This is a genomic window from Gordonia sp. GONU, from assembly GCF_024733855.1.
Lineage (GTDB): Bacteria > Actinomycetota > Actinomycetes > Mycobacteriales > Mycobacteriaceae > Gordonia > Gordonia amicalis.
Map to the genome: position 1 here is coordinate 376,717 of NZ_JANRHB010000001.1, position 22,937 is coordinate 399,653.

Below are 22,937 nucleotides of genomic sequence, written 5' to 3' on the forward strand. Positions count from 1 at the left end.
CACGTGAGTACGCGGCAGCGGCGCGTCGGTTCATGCGGTCTCGGCCGGAAGGGCCGGCCCGAGGAGAAGTCCGCCGTCGATGACGTACTCCGATCCCGTGATGAACGACGCGTCGGACGACGTGGGGAACACTCGAGCGCTGCCGTTTCGGGTGAGACCACGAACGGCCCACTTGCCGGCGACGTATGGCGCGTCGAGCGCCGTGCCGCCCGCCCGGCAGGAGGTGTCGGCGACCCGGCCGCGCAGGTCAACTCGTCGACACACGCAGCCGGTGCACGTCCTCGGGCGCGTTCACGTTCACGAGCCAGTCGGCGTCGGAGACGCCCACCCGGTGGGCGTTGAGGGCGTCGATCGCACCGAGCATCCGGCGTTCGCCGCCGGCCACGAGATCGGCGATCACCGGGCCCGCGTCGGTGCGGTAGATCCCGGCCATCGGATGGTCGCGCTGTGCGTCGCGGGCGATCACCGCCTGGGTCGAGCCGGTCAGCCCCCGACGTAGTTCGTCGATGAGCTCGGGGGCGATGAGCGGCATGTCGGTGGCGCAGACGAAGGCGAGGTCGGCGCCTGCGGCCGCGGCCTTGGCCAGGCCCGCGACCAGGCCACCCAGAGGGCCGGTCCCCTCCTGTTCGTCGGTCACCCAGTGCACCTTGGACCGGTCGATGCCGGGGGCGGCGCGGTCGCGGATGTCATCGATGCCGCGGAAGGCCGCGGACGTCTCGCCGGCCACCACCAGCACCGGGTCGCACCGCTGCGCGACGACCCGCACGACGCGGGCGAGCATCGGCTCGCCTTCCCAGTCCAATGCCGCCTTGTCGCTGCCCATGCGCCGTGAGCGCCCGCCGGCCAGCACGATCGCCGCGAGTTTCGAACCGTCTGATCCCGTGTCTTGAGTCACAGCTCCCAGTGTGCGTGATCCGTCACCGCGGCGAGGCGAGATGGTCATCATGCCCCACGACGAAGCCTGTGCGTCAGGCGGTCTTGTCGCGACGCTCGTCGCTCGACGCCTTGCGCGGCACGATCGTCGGCAATACGTTGTCGCGCACCGTCTCACCGGTGACGACGACCTTCTCGACGTCGTCCCGGCTCGGGATGTCGTACATCACCGGAAGCAGCACCTCTTCCATGATGGCGCGCAGACCACGAGCACCGGTGCCCCGATGGATCGCCTGGTCGGCGACCGCCTCGAGAGCGTCCTGGGTGAACTCGAGTTCGACGTTGTCCATCTCGAACAGCCGGGTGTACTGCTTCACCAGTGCGTTCTTCGGCTCCGACAGGATGCTCACCAGTGAGGCCTTGTCGAGGTTGGTCACCGACGCGACGACCGGCAGACGGCCGATGAACTCCGGGATCAGGCCGAACTTGATCAGGTCCTCGGGCATGACGTCGGCGAACTGATCGGTCGTGTCGACGTCGTCCTTGCTCGCCACGTCGTTGCCGAAGCCCAAGCCCCGCTTGCCGATTCGCTCGGACACGATCTTCTCGAGACCCGCGAACGCACCCGCGACGATGAACAACACGTTGGTCGTGTCGATCTGGATGAACTCCTGATGCGGATGCTTGCGCCCACCCTGGGGCGGCACCGACGCCTGAGTGCCCTCGAGGATCTTCAGCAGAGCCTGCTGAACGCCCTCGCCGGACACATCGCGGGTGATCGACGGGTTCTCGCTCTTGCGGGCGATCTTGTCGACCTCGTCGATGTAGATGATGCCGGTCTCGGCGCGCTTGACGTCGTAGTCGGCGGCCTGGATCAGCTTCAGCAGGATGTTCTCGACATCCTCACCGACATAACCGGCCTCGGTGAGAGCGGTCGCGTCGGCGATGGCGAACGGCACGTTCAGCATCTTGGCCAGTGTCTGCGCGAGGTACGTCTTGCCACATCCGGTCGGGCCGAGCATCAGGATGTTCGACTTCATCAGCTCGACGGTCTCGCCCGTGCGGGAGTCCTTCTTCTCCCCCGCCTGGATGCGCTTGTAGTGGTTGTAGACGGCCACCGCGAGCGTGCGCTTGGCGGTGTCCTGACCGATGACGTACTTCTCGAGGAAGTCGCGGATCTCCGCGGGCTTCGGGAGCTCGTCGAGTTTCACGTCGCCGTTCTCGGCGAGCTCCTCCTCGATGATCTCGTTGCAGAGGTCGATGCACTCATCGCAGATGTACACGCCGGGACCGGCGATGAGCTTCTTCACCTGCTTCTGACTCTTCCCGCAGAAAGAGCACTTCAGCAGGTCGCCGCCGTCTCCGATTCGTGCCATCTCGCGTAGTACCTACTTCCTCGTTGCCGGACTGTCGTCATGGTCCGTCGCGTCGCACGCAGCCGGGCACGGGTCATCTGAACGACATCCGAATGCCCAGTAACCCGACGGTACCCGCGCACCGCTCGAACTTCGACCGATAAGGCCAAATGTCGCGACAGAAAATCCCCGCGACTCCTGTGCTGTTTGCGTTGCCGTCAGGACTTCTTCATCGACTTCTTGCGGTACTCGAAGACCTCGTCGATGATTCCGTATTCCTTGGCCGCCGCGGCGGTCAGGATGTTGTCGCGGTCGGTGTCCTTGCGGATCTTCGCCTTGTCCTGGCCGGTGTGGCCGGCCAGGATCTCGTCGAGCCGGTCGCGGATGCGCTCGATCTCGGCGGCCTGGATCTCGAGGTCGGAGACCTGGCCCTGGTAGGCGCCGCCGGTGCGCGGCTGGTGGATCAGGACGGTCGCGTTGGGCAGCGCGGCGCGCTTGCCCGGGGTGCCACCCGCGAGCAGGATCGCCGCCGCCGAGGCGGCCTCACCCAGGCACACGGTCACGATGTCGCAGTGGACGTACTGCATCGTGTCGTAGATGGCGAGCATGTCGGGCACGCTGCCGCCGGGCGAGTTGATGTACATCGTGATGTCGCGATCGGGGTCCTGCGACTCGAGGACGAGCAGCTGGGCCATCACGTCGTTGGACACGACCTGGTCGATCGGGGTGCCGACGAAGACGATGCGCTCCTCGAACAGCTTGGCGTAGGGGTCGTACTGGCGCTGACCGTTCGGGGTGTGCTCGATGAACTGCGGCAGGATGTAGCGCGCCTCGATGTTCTTGAGCGCCAACGCCGACGCGGGGATTCCGGCGGCGACCTCGGCGGGCATGCCGTCCAGGGAAAGGGAGTTGGTCATCTGTTGCTCCAATGAGTAGGTGTGGCTCGGAGGTGGCGGGGTGCTCGGGGCCGGGTCACTGCCCCGGACGCGAGATCACCTTGTCGACGAAGCCGTACTCTTTGGCCTCCTCGGCGGTGAACCACTTGTCGCGATCCGCGTCGGCCTCGATCTTCTCGAGCGGTTGACCACTGAACTCGGCGTTGAGCCGGTTCATCTCCTTCTTGGTGAGCGCGAACTGCTCGGCCTGGATGGCGATGTCGGCGGCGGTACCACCGATACCGGCGGACGGCTGGTGCATCATGATCCGCGCGTGGGGCAGGGCGTGGCGCTTGCCCTTGGCGCCGGCCGCGAGGAGGAACTGCCCCATCGATGCCGCCATGCCCATCGCGTAGGTGGCGACGTCGCACTCGGCGAGCTGCATGGTGTCGAAGATGGCCATGCCCGCGGTGACCGAGCCACCGGGCGAGTTGATGTAGAGGTGGATGTCCCTGGTCGGGTCCTCGGCGGCGAGCAGCAGGATCTGCGCGCACAGCCGGTTGGCGATGTCGTCGTCCACCTGGGTGCCCAGGAAGATGATGCGTTCGCGCAGCAGACGCTCGAACACCGAATCGGTCAGGTTCAACCCAGCCACACCCGAACTCATCGAGGGTGTGTGGATGGTCGGCTCACTCACGGGTTCCTACCTTTGCCTTGTTGTCATGACCTGTGCGCGCCGTCTCGGGCGTCGCACACGTTCCGATCTGTCTGATGACGTCCTCACCGACACTAACCAATCCACACCCCCCGGCACTCCCGAGGACACGTCTATTCGCTGAGAGCAGAACGGGCCATCACAGTGAATGGCGAATGCAGTTCGACGGATTCGACGACGATCGCCGGCCCCCGCGAACGGGGACCGGCGATCGGTGGTGGGAGTTGAGGCTCCGGCCGACTCAGTTGTCGGTGTCGGCGGCTTCGTCCGAATCGCCGTCCTCGTCCTTGCCCCCGAAGAACTCGGAGGTGTCGACGGTCGCGCCCTTGGTGTCGGTGACGGTGAACTCGCCGACGATGCCCGCCAGCGACTTGCCGCGACGGACGTCGGCGTAGACCGCGCCCACCTGGTTGGCCTGCGTCAGCTGCTGGATGAACTCCTGCGGCTGCATGCCGTAGCGCTGCGCGGTGAAGATGATCTGCTGGGTCAGCTCGTCCTGGCTGACCTCGGTCTCCTGCTGGTCGGCGATCGCGTCGAGGAGCAGCTGCTGCTTGACCGACTTCTCGGCCTCCTCGCGGGCCTCGGCGTCCCACTCCTCGCGGGTCTTGCCCTGCGCCTCGAGGAACTTCGCGACCTGCTCGTCGTCGTGGCCGAGAGCGTGGACGATCTGGTGCTGCTGGCCCTCGATCTCTTCCTCGACGACTTTCTCCGGCAACGGGACCTCGACGGTCTCGATCAGCTTCTCGAGCACGGCGTCGCGGATCTTGTTGGCCTGCTCGAGCTTCGCCGACTGCTCGACGCGCTCCGCCAGGCTCGCACGCAGCTCCTCGACGGTGTCGAACTCGCTGGCCATCTGGGCGAACTCGTCGTCGACCTCGGGGAGCTCGCGCTCCTTGACCGACTGCACGGTGACCTTCACCAGGGCCTCCTCACCGGCGTGGTCGCCGGCGACGAGCTTGGTGGTGAATTCCTTGCTCTCGCCGGCCTTCAGACCGATGAGGGCGTCGTCGAGTCCGTCGATGAGCTGGCCGGAGCCGACCTCGTGAGAGAGCCCCTCGGTGGTCGCCTCCTCGACAGCCTCGCCGTCGACGGTGGCCTCGAGATCGATCGAGACGAAGTCACCGTTCTCGATGCCGCGCTCGACACCCTTGAGGGTGCCGAAGCGGGCGCGCAGGCCCTCGAGCTGCTCGTCGACGGCAGCGTCGTCGATCTCGATGGCGTCGACCTCGACCGAGAGGGTCGAGTAGTCGGGCAGGGTGATCTCCGGGCGGACGTCGACCTCGGCGCTGAAGGTGACGGACTCGCCGTACTTCAGCTCCGACAGATCGATCTCCGGCTGGCCGATGGCCTTGGTCTCGGTCTCGGCGACGGCCTCCGAGTACTTGGCGGGGATGGCGTCGTTGACGACCTGCGCCAGGATCGAGTCGCGACCGACGCGGGCCTCGATCAGCTTGGCGGGCGCCTTGCCCGGACGGAAGCCGGGAATCCGGATCTGCTGGGCCAACGACCGGTACGCCCGGTCGAAGTCTGCGGACAGCTCCTCGAACGGGACCTCGACGTTGAGCTTCACTCGGGTCGGGGTGAGTTGCTCGACAGTGCTCTTCACGCCTGGTGCTCCTTATATCTGCGGTGGTGATGAAAGTTCGGTTCGGCGGTTGTGCCGCCGCGACCTACGCGGTCACATCGACAAGTCGGGATGACAGGATTTGAACCTGCGACCCTCCGCTCCCAAAGCGGATGCGCTACCAAGCTGCGCCACATCCCGCGGTCCGTGGTCGCGGTGTAGGCCTCATGGCCGACCGCGCATCAGGGCCAACAGAAGATAGTACGGGGCGCCTCCAGCGCCACGACCAACGGGTGCCCACCGCACCGACGCCCACCCCGATTTCCAGATCCGGCGCGCCGCCAGGTACAGTCACTCATCGCACGCGGCGTACCGGGTCACCGGTGATCGCGAGCACGCGGGTGTAGCTCAATGGTAGAGCCCTAGTCTTCCAAACTAGCTACGCGGGTTCGATTCCCGTCACCCGCTCCACAACGAGGCCACGCCGGCTCCGACGGCGAACCTCGACGAGAGTGCACGCCGACCGCCTGAGTCCGCGTGCATTCGCCGATCCGTCGGGTGCGTTCAGTACCGGTAGTCGTGAAACTCCCATTCGTACCAATACGGGTACGGACGGTAGTAGTGCCACGGGTACTCGTAGTCCTGCGGACGGGATCGTTCCACCCCGGGGGTCGAATCCGGTGAGTCGTCACCGGGGCCCGTCGAGATGACCGGCGGAGGACACGGCGCGTACTGACCGTTCTCGATGTACATCTGGCAGGGCTTGTCTTCCGCTACTGCAGATCCGGCGCCCAGGACGAGGACGCCGGCGAAGGCAGCAAGAGCGACGGTCGACCCCATCAAAGCTCGGTTCATGGGTCTGATCTCTCATCGAAGCTCAGCACCCCCCTCCGCGCGGAAATGTCTCCCGACCTGCGTGCCCTCCCCCGTTCACGCGCCCCGTCCTTCCCGAGTGCCGTCCTATACGTTGCTCCCCCGGGCCGCGAGATCGGGCAAGCTTCGCGAACCTGAAACCAGGCTGTGACCCACGACACATCCCGCGTAAGGTGGGGCCATGCCCTCTTCACACACCAAAACCCAGCGAAAGTGTCCGACCTGCGGGGCGCCGCTGTATCTACGCAGGGACACCACCGAATCCGAGATCGGCGTCAGCCGCGTCGACGTCATGCTCGTCTGTCGCGACGAGGCATGCACCCAGCCGGTGCGCCACCTCCGCACCGAGCACCCGCAACCCGCCTGACCCTCCGACGCCGCTCTGGGACAAGCGACCGGGTTGACACCATCGCGACAGGGACGATGATGTACGTCGTCGAGATGATCGGTCCAAGCGCCGCCGATTTGTGACGACCGTCACATGCAGCACGGTCGATGCGCTCACCACGGGTTTTTGCCAGCCCGCACCCGCTGTTTGCGATCGCGGCACCCGTGCGGGGGCGGCATTCTTTGGCCGCCCGACAACGGTTGTGTAACGATGGATTCGCGCTTTCAGATGTTATGCGCGAGACATTCATCGAACCGAAGGTACGACTAGTGCAGACCAATACTGAGCCGATCACGCGGTCTCGTCGACGCTCGACTCGACGCCTCACCGGGATCGCCGTCGGCGTCCTCGCCATGGCTCTCGCCCTCCCCGGCGTCGCGAACGCTGCACCGGTCACCGTGATCCCGGGTCTGCCCCCGGTGGAGATCCCGGTGATCCCCGGTCTGCCCACTCCGCCGGCACCGAGCGCCCCGAAAGCTCCGGAACCGCCGTCGAGCGCCACCACTCCGGAGAAGCCGGCCGACCCGGCGATCCCGAACGTGAAGACCCCGACCGGCTACATCGCACTCGCCGACGACAAGACCCACACCATCACCTGGTGGAAGAACGGCGAGGTCGTGAAGAAGATGCCGATCTCGATGGGTTCGGACAAGCACCCCACCCCGAACGGCGTCTACCACACCAAGGAAAAGTACCGCGACATGTACATGGACTCGTCCACGTACGGCGTGCCGGTCGACTCCGCCGAGGGCTACCGCACCTACGTCGAGTACGCGACCCGCATGTCCTGGGACGGCATCTTCATCCATGCCGCACCGTGGTCGGTCGCACAGCAGGGCAACAGCAATGTGAGCCACGGCTGCATCAACGTCACGACCGAGTACGGCAAGTGGGTTTACGACAACGTTCCGCGCGGGACCCCGATCGTGGTGCGCAACACCGTCGGCGGCCAGTACCAGGGCGACTGACCTCTCCCCCGCATCCGACTCCGACGAGGGCCGGTCACCGACACGGTGACCGGCCCTCGTCGTCGTATGGGTTCCTCATGCGGCCCGGACGGGACCCGGGGAAGGAGCGGGGACCTCACCGGCGAAGGTCGCCTGCACCTGGAGCCAACCCGCGATCACCTGGCATCCGGTCGAGGCGGGATCGGTGACGGACCCGCGACGGTACGGCTCGTACTGGTACGAGGTGTGGCGTCCGCCCGGCGAGTTCGTCAGCACGATCCCGAGAATCCGCATCATCGACGGCAGATAGCAGCGGATCTCCCACCACGCCGAGGCCAGTCGGTGAACGTCGCGCCGCCACTGCGACGGGCGCACCGCGGTGCGGCGCGCGTTCTGGAAAGCATTGCGGCGCAGTACCTCCCACGCATTGCATCCCCACCGGCCCAGTGCGGCGAAGGTCATCGTCCGCGTCAGGTCGGCGAAGTCACGGACGAGTGAGTCGGCACGCGCGTTGCAGATCACGTCGTCGGGAGCGCCCACCCACATCACCGGGAGTCCTGGCGGCAATTCCGCACCGGGACCCGCGACACCCCATCCGTCGCAGCCGGGTACCGCACCGGGCGGCTGGTGCGGGTCCGCGACGAGTCCGACGCCGAGAAGACGCGTGACGACGGGATCACCCCGCGTCCACAACCCGGCGAGCGCAGCCCGGATCACCACGGCTCCCTGCGAATAGCCCAGCAGGGCAACCGGTCCCGCCGTCCGCTCGAGCAGCCCGGACAGTCGTCGGGCGCCGATCGCCACGCTGTCGGCGAAGCTCATGCCGCCGGGGTGGGGTGCCGGACCGTAGCTCGCCGGGTAGGCGACCCAGCGGGAGTCGAATCGTTCGTCGAGTTCGTCGGTCACCGCCGAGAGAAGACCGACGACCTCGGTACGGACATCGCCGGGGTACGACTCACCGGTTCCACCCACCACGAACACCGTGATACCCGCCGGCGCGCCGTCATCGACGACGTGATCGCGGGCCTGGTCGTCGCTGTACACCCCATCCATCGTGGCGGCCGCACATGTGAGCGGACGTCAGACGACGCTGTGGGTTCGCTGAGATCCGCGAGCGCGTCCCACGACGGGGAGGATCAGAGCATGCCGCCGGGTGGCGGCTTGGCGACGTAGTCGGCCGTCTCGATGATCGCGATGAAGAATCCGCTCCCCTCGATCACGTTCGCGCTGTGGACCAGTCCGGCCGGGATGTAGATACTCGCCGGCGCCTCCACCACATACGACTCGTCGCCCAAGGTGATCTCGTACACCAGATGATCGAGGGACAGGAGGATGTTGATCTCGGGACAGTCGTGCACGTGCGGTTCGCAGTAATCGCGGTTCCCGGCCGACACGGCCCGCATCTCGTGGGCGACGACCCGCTTCTCTGCTTCGGGGAACAGATCGCCCCCGGCGAGCACGCGTCGGGTGACCGGTGCGTGGGATGCGCCGTGAAACGGCACGTCCTTCAGTGGCGAGATCTCACCGCGTGAGATCAGACCCGCGTGGACACGGGAGTCCTCGGCTATCGACACACTTTCCCCCAGTCTCGGCATGGGGCGCCCTGCCCCGATCTTCCCGAGATATTACTGAGGTTTGCCTAGCCTTTCTATTCGGCCTCGCGTCACGTCTGACAGACGGGGCACCAATAGAGCTTGCGCGCATCGAGTTCGGCGAGCACGACCGGTGTACCGCAGATGCGACACGGCTCCCCTGCCCGGCGATAGACATAGGTCCGGGGACGGTTCGCCGCATACGCCGGCGCTCCGTGGTCGTCCTCAGGACGGACCACATGGATACGTCCCCGACGCACGCCAACCTTCATCAACGCCACGAGGTCGTGCCACATCTCGTCGAATTCGCTTCGGAGAAGCCGATTTCCGGGACGCATGGGATCGATCCCGGCACGGTAGAGAACTTCGGCGCGATACACGTTCCCGATGCCCGCGATGACTTTCTGGTCCATCAGCAGCGCACCGATCGGGCGCGACGACCGGGAGATGGCCGCCCACGCCCGTTCCGGGTCGGCGTCACGGCGGAGAGGATCCGGACCCAGCCTCGCGATCAGAGCGTCGAGGTCGGTGGGGTGGTAGAGCTCACACGCCGTCGGACCGCGCAGATCGGTACCGGTCTCCTCGCTCTCGATGCGCAGCCGAACCTGTCCGACCGGTTCGGGCAACGGTGCGGTCAGCTCGGTGAAGGCACCGTAGAGGCCGAGGTGGATGTGCACCATCCGCTCGGTCCGACCGTCGCGATAGCGGTGCAGCAGGTGTTTGCCCCACGCCTCCGCAGCGTGGAAGGTCATCCCGTCCACGGCGGCGGCGCCGTCGGCGAATCGCCCCTGAGGGCTGCTCACCCGGACCCGGCGACCCCCGAAGAGTCGCTGCTGCCGGCGGGCGAGCCGGTGCAGGGTGTGGCCCTCGGGCACCGGTCAGGCCGGCGGCTGCGGGACCTCGGGAGCCACGCCGGTGCGCTCGTACTCGGCGAGGATGTCGATGCGGCGCTGGTGACGCGGCTCCTCCGACCACGAAGTGGCCAGGAAGGCGTCGACGATAACGAGGGCTTCCTCGGTCGAGTGCATGCGCCCGCCGATGCCGATCAGCTGGGCGTTGTTGTGCTGGCGGGCGAGCTGCGCGGTCTCCACGCTCCAGGCCAGTGCGCAGCGGGCGCCGGGCACCTTGTTGGCCGCGATCTGCTCGCCGTTGCCGCTACCGCCGAGCACGATGCCCAGGCTGCCGGGATCGGCCACGGTCCGAGCCGCGGCGTCGATGCAGAAGGCCGGGTAGTCGTCGAGGGCGTCGTAGACGTGGGCGCCGCAGTCCACCACCTCGTGGCCGTTCGCCTTCAGATGGTCGGCGATCTGGTTCTTGAGTTCGAATCCGGCATGGTCGGCACCGAGATAGACACGCATGGCGCCACTATAGATTGAGGGCGTGGACACGCCTGCGCCCATCCCCCGAGCGTCGATGAACCCGATCCCGAACGTGCCCGGGGTCGTCGATCCCCTCCCGGAAACAGCTCCCGATCCGTCACGACACTGGCTGCGAGCGGCCCGCTTCGCCGTGCGCCCGCAACTGCATCCCTGGGAAGTCCCCGTCCTGATCCTCGTCATCCTGACCACGACGGTGCTCTACGCGGCGATCATCATCCTCGTCGCACTCGGCATGGTGAACCAGATCCTGTTGGGCGCGTTGGCCTTTCCGTTGGTGTTGTTCGTGATCCGCGGTCTCACCTATGCGACGCCGCGGGTGAACGGTGTGCAGATGACGCCCACCCAGTTCCCGGAGGGCCATCGGATGGTGGTCGAGGCCGCCGCCCGCTTCGGTCTGGAGTACGTGCCGGACGCCTACGTCGTACTCGGCAACGGGCAGATCAATGCCTTCGCCTCCGGCCACGGGTTCCGGCGATTCGTCGTGGTCTACTCCGACCTGTTCGAGGTCGGCGGTGCCGCCCGCAGCCCGGAGGCGCTGGAGTTCATCATCGGCCACGAGGTCGGACACATCGCAGCCGGTCACACGTCGTACTGGCGTCAGTTGGCGACGGTCCTCGGGACGAGCATCCCGCTACTCGGCGGCGCCCTCTCGCGAGCACAGGAGTACAGCGCCGACAACTACGGCTACTACGCGAAGCCGGTGGGCGCACCGGGGGCGATCGGTGTCCTGGCCGCCGGAAAGTACATGCTGTCCGCGGTCGATTTCGACCAGTTCGCCGACCGCGCCACCCACGAACGCGGATTCTTCGTGCATCTGGTCAACGCGATCTCGACCCATCCGGTCCTCACCTGGCGCGCCGCGGCTCTCCGTGACCGCACCCGGGCCGGAGCGATGCTGCTCCGGCCGCGCCGGATCGTCCGCGGCGTCGGCAGCGGGAACGTCGTGACCGTGCCGCCGCCACCGCACCCGGCCTCGGTGCCGCCCGGTTCGCTCCCGAACGGTCTCGAGCTCCCGCCCCGGTTCTGAAGCGCCGAGGGAGGACTTCGGCGGGACCGGGTACTCATTCCCTCCCGCCACCCTGGTTCCAGTTCTGCGCCGGCCGGGCGCCGTCGAGGGTCAGTCGAACTCGGGATCCTCGGTGCGGCTGCGCTTGAGTTCGTAGAAGTGCGGGTACGAGGCGAGTGCGAGCGCACCGTCCCACACCTTGCCGGCGTCCTCTCCACGCGGGATGCGAGAGAGCACCGGACCGAAGAAGGCGACGCCGTTGACGTGGATCGTGGGTGTGCCGACGTCGTCGCCGACCTTGTCCATGCCCTCGTGGTGGCTCTTGCGGATGGCGTCGTCGAACTCCTCGGAGTCGGCGGCCTGCGCCAGCGAGGCGTCGAGTCCGAGCTCGGCCAGCGCGCCGGCGATGACCTGGTCGAAGTCCTTGTTCCCCGCGTTGTGGATGCGCGTGCCCATCGCGGTGTAGAGCGGGGCGAGGATCTCGTCGCCCTTGTGTGCCGCGGCGGCCGCGATGACGCGGACCGGGCGCCACGCACCCTTGAGTGCCTCGCGATACTCCTCGGGGATGTCCTTGCCCTCGTTGAGAACCGCAAGGCTCATGATGTGGAAGTTCACGTCGATCGGCCGGACCTTCTCGGCCTCGAGAATCCACCGTGAGGTGATCCAGCACCACGGACAGAGCGGGTCGAACCAGAAGTCGACACGATCGGTGGTGGACTGGCCCTGCTCTGACATCGTCTGCTCTGACATCCTCGGCGTCCTCTCAGAAGTTGTGGTCGAGCTCGACCGTACCGGCGGCACCGCCAACCCGGCTCAACAGCCATAGGGGCCCGGCTGTTCCCCGTTTGTGATGTGTGCGGCGAAAATTCGCGACGAATCCGGTTACGGTTTCTCGGGGGACGATTTTGCCACCGTTCTCGGAGAGGAAACGTCCATGTCGTCGCCGCCGCTCGATCCGGACTCCGGTCCCGGGCCGGCGGGCGGGCGTTCCAGTCCCCGGGGTCCGCGGGCGGAACAGATCATCCGGGCTGCGACGGCCCTCTTCCAGGACGCCGGGTACCGCAATGTCAGCATCGAACAGATCGGTGCCGCCGTTGGTCTGACCGGACCCGCGGTGTACCGCCACTTCCCCGGCAAACACGACATCCTCGTGCAAGCGCTGCTCACCCAGGTCGACCTGATGGATGAACTCGTGCGCGAGGCCGACGAGTATGCCGGCACACCCGAGGCCCAACTGTGGCGGTTTCTCGATCGCCTCGGCGATCTGACCGCCAACCAGGACGTGTCCATCCTCTGGCGCCGGGAGCAACGCCACCTCCGCCCCACCCAGCTCGAGCAGATGCGGAGCTACTTCACGAGGTTCAGCGACTACATCGCCGACAAGGTCGCCGCCGCGCGGCCGGATCTGTCATTCGACGACGGACGGCTACTCGGTTTCGCCGTCCTGAGCCTGTACTCCAACACCTCCGTCATCCGCGGGACGATGGCACCTGTACATGTGATGCAGATCCAGCGCGCCGTCGCGCATTCGATCATCAACTGCTCACTGCCCGAGACGAAACCGGACGCCACTCCGGCGATTCCGGTCACGCGGCGTCCGGCCGGCCGACATGAACGCATCCTCGACGCGGCGACGGATCTGTTCGCCGAGCGTGGTTTCCACGACGTCCGGATCGACGACATCGCGCGGGCGGCCGACATCTCCGTCGCCACCTTCTACCAGCAGGTTCCGGGCAAGACCGAGATCCTGCGGGCAGTCCTGGTCCGGGGAGTCGAGGGCATGCTCTATCTGACGACCCACGCCCTCACGGGCGTCGATCCCGGGGACGCCCTCGACGTGCTGATCTCGATTCATGTCGAGCAGGCACTCGGTGTCCACGGGCGGACCATCCCCGTCTGGACCCGCGACATCGTCTACCTCCCCGAGGCGGACCAGGATGCGTTGCGTTCGGCCCAGCGCGCGTACATCGCCGAATGGGTCGCCGCGATCCGTGCCCGGACGCCGGAACTGTCCGAGGCCGACGCCGCAGCCCTCACCCGGGCGTTCATCGGAGTGGCCGACGACATCGTCCAGGCCCCGGATCTGCGCGCACGTCCCGGGATCACCGACGACCTCGCCACGCTGTCGAAGACGATTCTGCAGCCTGTCGGTCTGCTGTCGAACGGCTGAGCACCGTCGGTCTCGATAAGCTGGCCGGTGTGACTGCTCCGAACCTCACCAGAGACCAGGCCCGCGAACGCGCCGCGATCGTCGACGTGTCGAATTACCGGATCGAACTCGACCTCACCGACGGGAAGGGTGCGCCCGGCACCGAGACGTTCCGTTCCACCTCCACGGTCACGTTCACCGCGACCGAGGGCGCCGAGACCTTCATCGACCTCGTCGCACCGACGCTGCACTCGGCGACCCTCAACGGCGTCGAGCTCGACGTCTCCGGCTTCGACGAATCCGCCGGCATCGTGCTGCCCGGCCTGGCCGCGGAGAACACCCTCACCGTGGTCGCCGACTGCGCCTACTCCAACACCGGTGAGGGACTGCACCGCTTCGTCGACCAGTCCGACGACTCGGTGTACCTGTACTCCCAGTTCGAAACCGCCGACGCCAAGCGCATGTTCGCCTGTTTCGACCAGCCCGACCTGAAGGCGACCTACACGCTCACGGTCACGGCCCCGGAGGACTGGAAGGTCATCTCCAACGCCGCACACGTGGAGACCGTCGCCGCCGAACCCGGAATCCATCGCTTCCGCGAGACCGCACCCATGAGCACCTACCTCGTCGCGCTCATCGCCGGACCGTACGCCGAGTGGACCGACGTCTACTCCGACGACCACGGCGACATCCCGCTCGGCATCTACTGCCGCGCCTCGCTCGCCGAGCATATGGACGCCGACCGGTTGTTCACCGAGACCAAGCAGGGATTCGCCTTCTACCACAAGAACTTCGGCATCCCCTACGCCTTCGGGAAGTACGACCAGCTCTTCGTGCCCGAGTTCAACGCGGGCGCGATGGAGAATGCCGGCGCGGTGACCTTCCTGGAGGACTACGTCTTCCGGTCGCGCGTCACCAAGTACCTCTACGAACGTCGCGCCGAGACCGTGCTGCACGAGATGGCGCACATGTGGTTCGGCGACCTGGTCACCATGCAGTGGTGGGATGACCTGTGGCTCAACGAATCCTTCGCCACCTTCGCCTCGGTGCTCTGCCAGTCGGAGGCCACCGAGTACACCAACGCCTGGACGACGTTCGCGAACGTCGAGAAGTCGTGGGCCTACCGGCAGGATCAGCTGCCCTCGACCCACCCGGTCGCCGCCGACATCCCCGACATCGCCGCCGTCGAGGTCAACTTCGACGGCATCACCTACGCCAAGGGCGCCTCGGTGCTCAAGCAACTCGTCGCCTACGTCGGCGTGGAGGACTTCCTCGCCGGCCTGCGCGACTACTTCGCCGCCCACAAGTTCGGCAACGCAACCTTCTCGGATCTGCTGGGCGCACTGGAGCGCTCGTCCGGTCGCGACCTGTCGGACTGGGGCGACCAGTGGCTGCGCACCACGGGCATCAACGTCATGCGTCCCGACTTCGAGGTCGACGGGTCCGGGGCGTTCACCCGGTTCACCATCGTCCAGGACGGCGCCGCCCCGGGCGCGGGCGAGACCCGCGTGCACCGGTTGCGCGTCGGCGTCTACGCCGACAACGGTTCGGGTGCGATCGAACAGACCCACAGCGTCGAACTCGACGTCGACGGCGAGCGCACCGACGTGCCCGGCCTGATCGGCGTGAACCGCGGAGATCTGGTGCTGCTCAACGACGGTGACCTCACCTACGCCTCGATCCGGCTCGATTCCGAGTCGCTGGCCACCGCGACCGCCCGAATCGGCGACATCACCGACTCGATGCCGCGCACTCTCGTGTGGTCGGCGGCCTGGGAGATGACCCGACAGGCCGAGATGCGTGCCCGCGACTTCGTCGAACTCGTGCAGCGCGGTATCGCTTCCGAGACCGAGATCGGCGTGGTGCAGCGTGTTCTGATGCAGGCGACCACCGCCATCGAGTCCTACGCCGATCCCGACTGGGCGGCCACGACCGGCCGGCCCGCGTTCAGCGCCCGCCTGCTCGAACTGGCCCGGGGAGCCGATGCCGGGTCCGACCATCAGCTCGCCTTCGTCAACACCTGGCTGGCCGGCAGGCTCAACGACGACCAGACCGACGTGGCGGGTGCCCTCCTCGAGGGAGCGGACCCGGCCGAACACGGTCTCGACGGGCTGGCCGTGGACACCGACCTCCGCTGGAAACTGGTGCGCGCGTTGGCGACCGCCGGTGCGATCGATCCGGAAGCCGATTCGACGCCGATCATCGACGCCGAGGCTCAGCGCGACAACACCGCCACCGGCACCCGTCAGGCCGCCGCGGCACGCGCGTCGCGACCACTCGCCGAGGCCAAGGGCGACGCCTGGTCGCAGGCGATCGACGACGATTCGCTGTCGAACATCTACACCCGCACCATGATCGAGGGCTTCGCACGTCCGGGCCAGGGCGAGCTGCTCGAGCCGTATGTCGAGAAGTACTTCGAGGCGGTCCCGCAGGTGTGGGCCCGACGCTCGAGCGAGGTCGCCCAGACCGTCGTCATCGGCCTGTACCCGAGCTGGGCGATGACCCAGCGGGCCCTCGATCTCGCCGAGGAGTTCCTGGCCGGTGATCATCCGCCCGCCCTCAAGCGGCTGATCTCCGAAGGCCGTGACGGCGTCGCGCGTTCGCTGCGGGCACGCGAGTTCGACGCGCAGGGCTGAGGATTCGCGGTATCGGTGGCTGTGGTCTCGGTGGCGCTGGTCAGCGTCGGCGCCACCGGTACCGCACCTGCGGCCGTCCGGCCGATCCGTACTGGCTGTCACGATCGAGCACACCGTCGTCGGAGAGCCGCTCCAGGTATCGCCACGCGGTGACCCGCGACGAGCCGAGCGCGCGGGCCACCTCCGAAGCGGTGAGCCCGTCGACACTGTCACGCACCGCGCGGCGGACCGCGTCCTCGGTCTGCGGCGCGGACCCTTTCGCCGACCCCCGGAGGTCCACGGCGCGCAGCTGCGCCAGCGCCCGGTCGACATCGCGCTGGCTGACCGCATCGGTATCACCGGCGAGCGCTTCCCGGTACCGCAGATACTGCTCGATCTTCTCGCGGAAGGCCGCGAAGGTGAAGGGTTTCAGCAGGTAGAGCAAGACCCCGCGGGACATCGCGTCGCGCACGGTCTGCAGGTCGCGTTGTGCGGTGATCGCGATGATGTCGGGAGCCGGACGCACCCCGGACAGCGCGGAGGCGAGGTCGGTGCCCCGGGCGTCGGGCAGACCGAGGTCGAGAAGCACCAGGTCGACGACATGGGTTCGCGCGGTGCGCAACGCCTCCTGAGCGGTGGTCACCGCTCCGACGACGTCGAAACAGCCGATGCGGCCGAGATAGTCACGGTGCGCCGCGGCGATGAGCGGTTCGTCCTCGACGATCAGCACCCGGATCACTGCGTCGCCCCCGCCCGTGACGGCACCGCCAGTATTCGCACCGTGACCACCGAACCGTAGGTGTTCTCCGCGGTCAACGTCCCATGGTGTCGCGCGACCACCTGGGCGACGAGTGCCAGACCCAGTCCGCGGCCCGCCTCGTCGCCACCGGACTTGGTGGAGTACCCGCGGGCTGTCGCCCGGCGGAAGAGATCGTCATCCATGCCGGAACCACTGTCGGCGACGACGATCTCGAGCGCTTCCTGGTCCCCGGTGACACCGACCTCGACCCACGGGTCGGCCGGATCGCACGCGTCGAGGGCGTTGTCGACGAGATTGCCCACCACGGTGACCATCTCTCCCGGCGACAGGATCTGGGTGGCGTCGGGCTGCTTCGTGCGCCTGGGACCGGAGCGCCTCGGCGAATCGTGTCATCGAGTCCAGTTCGCCGGTGATCTCGGCCAACTCGGTCCGGTCGCGGATCGTGACGACCGACGAGCGGCGTCGCCCGGACACCGGCGACCGGCTCACCAGCAGCACCCGCCCGCCCTCCGCATAGAGCTCGTCGGCGGCCGAAGCATCCGCACCGGTCAGGAACGCGGGCAGATCGCCTGCGGGCGTGTCGGTCCCGATTCGGAGGAGGCGTCGCGCCTCGTCGTTGACCAGAGCCGGTCGGCCGTCCTCGACGACGATCAATCCCTCGCGGACCGCGCGCAACACCGCGTCGTGGTGGTCGTACATGAGCCGGAGTTCCTCCGGTGCCAGCCCACCGGTTTGTCGCAGGAGGCGCCGCCGGATCCACCAGACGCCGACGACGGCTGTCACCAGTGCCGCGAACGCGGTGACCGCGATCGGCGGCAGCTCCCCGCGCCATGTCGACGTGAGCGAACGCTGGGTGATGCCCGCCGCCACCATGCCGACGACACGACCGTCGGTCGTCCGCACCGGCGCGATGGTGCGGACGGACGGGCCCAGGGTCCCGGTGTACGTCTCGGTCATCGTCTCACCGCGGAGGGCCGCGTCGATGCTGCCGATGTAGGCCGCGCCGATCAGAGCCGGATCGGTGTGGGTGTAGCGGGTGCGATCCGGACCGAGCACCGTGATGAACGCGATGCCGGTCGCCTTCCGGATCCGGTCGGTGACCGGCTGCAGGATCGCGCTCGGGTCCGGCGAGGTGAGCGCGGAGACCGTCGACGGTGACTCCGCCAGGCTGACGGCCACGGCGGTGACCTCGGCACGTGCGGCCCGGTCCCCGTCGACACGCGCGTCGACCGCAGCCAGGAGGCTGCCCGCGACGACCACCACCGCCACGACGACCAGCGCGAGAGCCGCGACCTGACCGGCCAGCGTTCGCGGATACCACCGCATTCCCGGCCCTCGATTCCTCACCGTGTTTCGACAGACCCCCTTGGGGGATATCTCTCGCCGGATCCCCTGAACGTAATGAACAGAATCGTGACCGGCGCCACCACACCGGTTTACAATCCTAACCACCGATGTCCCCTGCCCACGAGGAGAGAACTGCCGATGAACACAGATCAGAAGGCCGGTGACGGTCCGGCGGATGACGGCAAGGTGGCGGGTGACGCCACGAACGCCGCCCCGCCGGCCAAGCGCGATCGCACGCACTGGCTCTACATCGCGGTCATCATCGCGGTGGTGGCCGGTGTCGTCGTCGGACTCGTCGCCCCGTCGGTCGGCAAAGAACTCGGCGTGCTCGGGACCATGTTCGTCAGCCTCATCAAGATGATGATCGCGCCGGTGATCTTCTGCACCATCGTGCTGGGCATCGGATCGGTGCGTAAAGCGGCGACGGTGGGCAAGGTCGGCGGCCTCGCCTTCGTCTACTTCCTCGTGATGTCGACGGTGGCGCTCGCGATCGGACTGGTCGTCGGCAATCTCATCCAGCCCGGGGAGGGTCTGAACATCTCGTCGATGTCGGGCAAGGGCGAGGAACTGGCCAAAGAAGCCCACGAGTCGGGCGGAACCGTCGACTTCATCCAGGGCATCATCCCCGAGTCCATGCTGTCCGCCTTGACCGACGGCAGCGTCCTGCAGGCACTGTTCGTCGCACTGCTGGTCGGATTCGCGATCCAGGCGATGGGTCGTACCGGAGAACCGATCCTGACCGCGGTCTCGTACTTCCAGAAGCTGGTCTTCAAGGTCCTGACGATGGTGCTGTGGGTGGCGCCGATCGGCGCGTTCGGCGCCATCGCGAACGTCGTCGGACAGACCGGATGGGCTGCCGTGCAGCAGCTGGTGACCCTGATGCTCGCGTTCTATCTGACCTGTCTGGTGTTCGTCTTCGGTGTTCTGGGGGTGATGCTCCGGACGATCGCGGGCGTGTCGATCTTCCGTCTCGTCCGCTACCTGGCCCGCGAATACCTGCTGATCTTCGCGACGTCGTCGTCGGAGTCGGCACTGCCACGACTGATCGCGAAGATGGAGCACCTGGGTGTCGAGAAGACGACCGTCGGTGTCGTGGTGCCCACCGGGTACTCGTTCAACCTGGACGGCACCGCGATCTACCTGACGATGGCCTCGATCTTCATCGCCGATGCGATGGGCGATCCGCTCTCGGTCGGCGAACAGATCGGTCTGCTCGCGTTCATGATCATCGCGTCCAAGGGGGCTGCGGGCGTCAGCGGCGCCGGCCTGGCCACCCTAGCGGGCGGACTCCAGGCCCATCGGCCGGAGATGCTCGACGGCGTCGGGGTGATCGTCGGGATCGACCGGTTCATGTCCGAGGCGCGTGCGGTCACCAACTTCTCGGGCAATGCAGTGGCCACCCTGCTCGTCGGTTCGTGGACACACACCATGGACAAGCACCGGGTCGACGAGGTGCTCTCGGGACGCGCCCCGTTCGACGAGACCAACATGGTCGACGATGAACTCGACCACGCCGGGACGGGAGCGCACGAGAAGGTGCTCGAGGGGTCTGCGACGCGGTCCTGAGCTGCGGCCGGCCCGCGCACCGATGGCGCGGGCCGGAACTCTGGCATGATGGGCGTCGCCCCTTGATGCATCGCAATTACGGTTCATGTCTCTCGTGACGCGCCTCAGCTCCGAAAGCTGATCTCTCCGGCGTACCTGGCAACAATCAGAAGGCCAGAGGTACGCACTCTTGTCCCTTTCATCTGTGTCGCATGCCCGCGACACGAAATTCGTCAGTTCCTACACAGAACTGGCGGCGGAAGTCCGCGCATCGGGCCTACTCGACCGTCGCCGCGGCTTCTACGTCACCCGGATGGCGTTGACCGTCCTCGCGTTCATCGGCGTGTGGGCAGCGGTGATCGTGCTCGGCGACACCTGGTGGCAGCTCGTGCCGGCCGCCGTCCTCGCCGTGGTGAGTACCCAGTTCGGTTTCCTCGGCCACGACGGCGCCCACCGTCAGATGTTCTCTTCGGCCGGCGCCAACGAGTGGAGCGCGCGGATCCTCGCCGCCGCCGGAGCCGGCTTGTCGTTCCACTGGTGGCGGAACAAGCACAACCGTCACCACAAGGCCCCGAATCAGGTGGGCATCGACCCCGACATCGCCGACGGCCCCATCGCTTTCGTGCCGGAGGTCGCCGAGGAGCGGTCGGGCCTGTACGGCTGGTTCACCCGCCGTCAGGGATGGTTCTTCGTCCCGCTGCTGACGCTTGAAGGGGCCGCACTCCACGTTGCGAGTCTTCAAGGTCTCGCCGCACGCAACGCCGTTCCACACCGTGCCGTCGAGATCTCGCTGATCGTGCTCCGGCTCGCCCTGGGTGTCGCGGTTCCGTTCATCGTGATGTCGCCGGCGCAGGCCATCGCCTTCATCGCGGTGCAGCTCGCGGTGTTCGGACTCCTGCTCGGCGGTTCGTTCGCCCCGAACCACAAGGGCATGCCGCTGGTGCCCAAGGACATGCGCGTCGACTTCCTGCGTCGCCAGGTCCTGATGTCGCGCAACATCCGCGGAGGACGGGTCACCGACTTCATGATGGGTGGCCTGAACTACCAGATCGAACACCATCTGTTCCCCAGCATGCCGCGACCCAACCTGGTCAAGGTGCAGCCGCTCGTCCGTGCCCACTGCGAGCGTCATGGCGTGCAGTACACCGAGACCTCACTGATCGCGTCCTACGGGATCGTCATCCGTTACCTCAACCAGGTCGGACTCGGTGATCGCGACCCGTTCACCTGCCCGCTGGTCCGCATGTATCGCTGATCAGCCACCCGCACAACACAGACGAGGCCGCCCCACCGAAAGGTGGGGCGGCCTCGTCTGTGGTTCTTGTACCGGTGGGATCAGCCGGCTGCGGCGGCGGTCGCCATCACACGCAGCGACGCGATCAGGCCGTCGATCAGGTTGCCCTGACGGAAGCCGGTGACCGCAGCGGTCACGCCGAGTGCGGCGACCCGGTCGTTGACGCGGCTCGACACCTCGCGACCGGAGACGATGACGACGTCGCGCGTGTTCGGCGACACCGCGATGAGCGTGCCGTGCGCGGGCTCGGGCGCCTTCGCCAGGATGGCGCGGGCACTCGCGTCGAGGTCACCGTCGAGGTCACCGACATAGATCGAGAAACGCACGAGGGCCTTCTCGCTCGCGGCCTTCAGGGTGTCGTCGAGAGCGATCAGATCCCTCTTGCTGAAGGGCGGCGTCGTCGGCGCATCACCCGGGTAGCGGGCCGCCGAGATACGTCCGCTATTGGTGATCACGGTGCCCAGCGGCAGTTCCGCGGCCGAACGGGCCGCGACCTCTGCACTCACGTTCGCGTGCGAAACCTCACCACTTGCCACTTGCCGAGCTCCCATCAACGTCGCCGGGTTCCGCGTGCCGCGGAAGTGCCATCGGTTCGATGTCGGTGGCACTGAAGAGAAGCGGTGCATGCTCCCATTGCTTGTCGAGGGTGTACTCCTTGACCTTCGGGTACTTGACCCCGCCGGAGAACACCATCGCGACAACGCAGAGCACGACGAAGAGCACCGTCACGATCGTGACTGGCACTCCGATGGGGACGATCAGGCTGTCCATGTCACCCTTTCGATGGTCGCGCCGGACCCGGCCGGTTGTCGGCACAGGTCATCGTTGATCAATCTAGCCCACATCGGACCGACCGGTGCAGGGGCCCCTACAGCGCGTCGTAGACGCTTCCCGGTGACATTCCGGCCGGCGTTTCGAGTGGCTTCCCCCCTCATCATGCGGCACCCGCGTCGATGTACTGCATCCACGCCGGATGGATGTCCTTGACCGCGGCGATGAGGCCCCAGTGCCGGCCTCTCGGGGCGATCGGCCGCGTCCGCAACGCCCAGCCCAGTTCGCCGAGCAACCGGTCCGCCTTGCGGTGATTGCACGACGCACAGCAGGCGACGCAGTTCTCCCAGTTGTGCGCGCCGCCCCGGCTACGTGGGACGACGTGATCGATGGTGGTCGCGGGTCTGCCGCAGTATCCGCAGCGGAACCGGTCACGGTGCATCAGCGCGGAGCGGGTCAACGGCACCGTCGCGCGGTACGGGACCCGCACATAGGTCCGCAGCCGGATCACCGTCGGCACCGGCACCGCCGTCGCGGGCGAGTGGAACGCTCCCCCGGACTCGTCGGCGTGGACCATGTCGGCACGCCCACGCAGGATCAGGACGACGGCGCGGCGGACGGTAACCGCGCTGAGCGGCTCGTACGTGGCGTTGAGCAGCAGCACCCGGCGGCGTGTCCACGTTCGTGACCCGGCCGCCTGCGAGGCCGGTCCGCCGTGGAGCCTCGTCACCTCGGTCGTCGTGGAATGTGACCTGTGCGTCATTCGACCTCCCGCCAGGCCCGCGTGAACAGGTTGACCTGCACAGTTCACCACGGACGCCGACGTCGTGCAGGGAAAATCCGACGCAAGACGGCCTGCCGGGGACCAGTCCGGCAGCGCGTCACGTTG

The 22,937-nt window shown here is 67.1% G+C and carries 23 protein-coding genes, 2 tRNA genes and 1 pseudogene; 8 read left to right on the forward strand and 18 right to left on the reverse strand.

The window, feature by feature from the left end:
* Window positions 1-30 precede the first annotated feature (30 nt).
* From NWF34_RS01745 to NWF34_RS01775, 7 genes are all read right to left on the reverse strand, one after another.
* Window positions 31-264, reverse strand: a complete 234-nt coding sequence (locus NWF34_RS01745) for a hypothetical protein (RefSeq protein ID WP_232513100.1) — start codon at window positions 262-264, stop codon at window positions 31-33.
* Window positions 248-895: a molybdenum cofactor guanylyltransferase gene (locus NWF34_RS01750; RefSeq protein ID WP_024498364.1), complete on the reverse strand. Its 648-nt coding sequence runs from the start codon at window positions 893-895 to the stop codon at window positions 248-250. The genes NWF34_RS01745 and NWF34_RS01750 overlap by 17 nt, the downstream gene beginning before the upstream one ends.
* 73 nt (window positions 896-968) lie before the next feature.
* Window positions 969-2,249, reverse strand: a complete 1,281-nt coding sequence (gene clpX, locus NWF34_RS01755; RefSeq protein ID WP_024498363.1) for an ATP-dependent Clp protease ATP-binding subunit ClpX — start codon at window positions 2,247-2,249, stop codon at window positions 969-971.
* A gap of 197 nt (window positions 2,250-2,446) precedes the next feature.
* The gene (locus tag NWF34_RS01760; protein WP_024498362.1) at window positions 2,447-3,145 is read right to left on the reverse strand and encodes an ATP-dependent Clp protease proteolytic subunit; all 699 of its coding nucleotides are present in this window, start codon (window positions 3,143-3,145) and stop codon (window positions 2,447-2,449) included.
* Between the two features lie 55 nt (window positions 3,146-3,200).
* The gene (locus NWF34_RS01765; RefSeq protein ID WP_024498361.1) at window positions 3,201-3,800 is read right to left on the reverse strand and encodes an ATP-dependent Clp protease proteolytic subunit; all 600 of its coding nucleotides are present in this window, start codon (window positions 3,798-3,800) and stop codon (window positions 3,201-3,203) included.
* A gap of 259 nt (window positions 3,801-4,059) precedes the next feature.
* A complete protein-coding gene (tig, locus tag NWF34_RS01770) occupies window positions 4,060-5,424 on the reverse strand; it encodes a trigger factor (protein ID WP_024498360.1) in 1,365 nt (454 codons plus the stop codon).
* An 85-nt stretch (window positions 5,425-5,509) separates the two neighbouring features.
* Window positions 5,510-5,583 (reverse strand) — tRNA-Pro (locus NWF34_RS01775).
* Between the two features lie 196 nt (window positions 5,584-5,779).
* Between NWF34_RS01775 and NWF34_RS01780 the strand changes: the two genes are divergently transcribed.
* Window positions 5,780-5,853 (forward strand) — tRNA-Gly (locus tag NWF34_RS01780).
* 93 nt (window positions 5,854-5,946) lie between these two features.
* On the opposite strand, the gene NWF34_RS01785 is transcribed toward NWF34_RS01780, so the two are convergent.
* Window positions 5,947-6,237, reverse strand: coding sequence for a hypothetical protein (locus tag NWF34_RS01785; RefSeq protein ID WP_024498359.1), 291 nt, complete (start codon window positions 6,235-6,237; stop codon window positions 5,947-5,949).
* 199 nt (window positions 6,238-6,436) lie between these two features.
* Between NWF34_RS01785 and NWF34_RS01790 the strand changes: the two genes are divergently transcribed.
* Both NWF34_RS01790 and NWF34_RS01795 read left to right on the forward strand, forming a co-directional pair.
* Entirely contained in the window at window positions 6,437-6,622 is a 186-nt protein-coding gene (locus tag NWF34_RS01790) for a hypothetical protein (protein WP_081712409.1), read from the forward strand.
* Window positions 6,623-6,876: 254 nt separating this feature from the next.
* Entirely contained in the window at window positions 6,877-7,611 is a 735-nt protein-coding gene (locus NWF34_RS01795; RefSeq protein WP_232513099.1) for a L,D-transpeptidase, read from the forward strand.
* A 75-nt stretch (window positions 7,612-7,686) separates the two neighbouring features.
* Here NWF34_RS01795 and NWF34_RS01800 read toward each other — a convergent pair whose 3' ends face one another.
* The 4 genes from NWF34_RS01800 to NWF34_RS01815 all read right to left on the reverse strand — a co-directional run bounded on the left by NWF34_RS01800 (window position 7,687) and on the right by NWF34_RS01815 (window position 10,540).
* Window positions 7,687-8,643, reverse strand: a complete 957-nt coding sequence (locus NWF34_RS01800) for a PE-PPE domain-containing protein (RefSeq protein ID WP_024498357.1) — start codon at window positions 8,641-8,643, stop codon at window positions 7,687-7,689.
* A gap of 83 nt (window positions 8,644-8,726) precedes the next feature.
* Window positions 8,727-9,164, reverse strand: a complete 438-nt coding sequence (locus NWF34_RS01805; protein WP_024498356.1) for a hypothetical protein — start codon at window positions 9,162-9,164, stop codon at window positions 8,727-8,729.
* Window positions 9,165-9,253: 89 nt separating this feature from the next.
* Complete coding sequence (locus NWF34_RS01810) at window positions 9,254-10,057, reverse strand: Fpg/Nei family DNA glycosylase (RefSeq protein ID WP_024498355.1); 804 nt, start codon at window positions 10,055-10,057, stop codon at window positions 9,254-9,256.
* A gap of 3 nt (window positions 10,058-10,060) precedes the next feature.
* The gene (locus tag NWF34_RS01815) at window positions 10,061-10,540 is read right to left on the reverse strand and encodes a ribose-5-phosphate isomerase (protein WP_024498354.1); all 480 of its coding nucleotides are present in this window, start codon (window positions 10,538-10,540) and stop codon (window positions 10,061-10,063) included.
* A gap of 22 nt (window positions 10,541-10,562) precedes the next feature.
* Between NWF34_RS01815 and NWF34_RS01820 the strand changes: the two genes are divergently transcribed.
* Window positions 10,563-11,588 (forward strand): M48 family metallopeptidase, encoded by a 1,026-nt coding sequence (locus NWF34_RS01820; protein WP_024498353.1) that lies wholly within the window; start codon window positions 10,563-10,565, stop codon window positions 11,586-11,588.
* 90 nt (window positions 11,589-11,678) lie between these two features.
* Here NWF34_RS01820 and NWF34_RS01825 read toward each other — a convergent pair whose 3' ends face one another.
* On the reverse strand, window positions 11,679-12,302 hold the full coding sequence (locus tag NWF34_RS01825; RefSeq protein ID WP_258324109.1) for a DsbA family protein: 624 nt from the start codon (window positions 12,300-12,302) through the stop codon (window positions 11,679-11,681).
* 199 nt (window positions 12,303-12,501) lie between these two features.
* On the opposite strand from NWF34_RS01825, the gene NWF34_RS01830 reads away from it, so the two are divergent.
* Together NWF34_RS01830 and pepN are read left to right on the forward strand one after the other, a co-directional pair.
* Window positions 12,502-13,737, forward strand: coding sequence for a TetR/AcrR family transcriptional regulator (locus NWF34_RS01830; RefSeq protein WP_024498352.1), 1,236 nt, complete (start codon window positions 12,502-12,504; stop codon window positions 13,735-13,737).
* Window positions 13,738-13,766: 29 nt separating this feature from the next.
* Entirely contained in the window at window positions 13,767-16,352 is a 2,586-nt protein-coding gene (gene pepN, locus NWF34_RS01835; protein WP_024498351.1) for an aminopeptidase N, read from the forward strand.
* Window positions 16,353-16,392: 40 nt separating this feature from the next.
* Here pepN and NWF34_RS01840 read toward each other — a convergent pair whose 3' ends face one another.
* Both NWF34_RS01840 and NWF34_RS01845 read right to left on the reverse strand, forming a co-directional pair.
* Window positions 16,393-17,070, reverse strand: coding sequence for a response regulator (locus NWF34_RS01840; protein ID WP_024498350.1), 678 nt, complete (start codon window positions 17,068-17,070; stop codon window positions 16,393-16,395).
* Window positions 17,067-18,417, reverse strand: a pseudogene (locus NWF34_RS01845) (ATP-binding protein). Before NWF34_RS01845 ends, NWF34_RS01840 begins: the two are co-directional and overlap by 4 nt.
* 159 nt (window positions 18,418-18,576) lie before the next feature.
* Here NWF34_RS01845 and NWF34_RS01850 point away from each other — a divergent pair.
* Window positions 18,577-20,004, forward strand: coding sequence for a cation:dicarboxylate symporter family transporter (locus tag NWF34_RS01850; RefSeq protein ID WP_024498349.1), 1,428 nt, complete (start codon window positions 18,577-18,579; stop codon window positions 20,002-20,004).
* Window positions 20,005-20,173: 169 nt separating this feature from the next.
* Window positions 20,174-21,238: an acyl-CoA desaturase gene (locus NWF34_RS01855; RefSeq protein ID WP_024498348.1), complete on the forward strand. Its 1,065-nt coding sequence runs from the start codon at window positions 20,174-20,176 to the stop codon at window positions 21,236-21,238.
* A gap of 80 nt (window positions 21,239-21,318) precedes the next feature.
* Here NWF34_RS01855 and NWF34_RS01860 read toward each other — a convergent pair whose 3' ends face one another.
* The 3 genes from NWF34_RS01860 to NWF34_RS01870 form a co-directional block, all read right to left on the reverse strand.
* Window positions 21,319-21,813: a DUF5130 domain-containing protein gene (locus NWF34_RS01860; RefSeq protein ID WP_024498347.1), complete on the reverse strand. Its 495-nt coding sequence runs from the start codon at window positions 21,811-21,813 to the stop codon at window positions 21,319-21,321.
* Window positions 21,800-22,048 (reverse strand): hypothetical protein, encoded by a 249-nt coding sequence (locus NWF34_RS01865; RefSeq protein WP_024498346.1) that lies wholly within the window; start codon window positions 22,046-22,048, stop codon window positions 21,800-21,802. The genes NWF34_RS01860 and NWF34_RS01865 overlap by 14 nt, the downstream gene beginning before the upstream one ends.
* Window positions 22,049-22,211: 163 nt before the next feature.
* A complete protein-coding gene (locus NWF34_RS01870; protein WP_024498345.1) occupies window positions 22,212-22,811 on the reverse strand; it encodes an HNH endonuclease in 600 nt (199 codons plus the stop codon).
* Window positions 22,812-22,937: the final 126 nt, after the last annotated feature.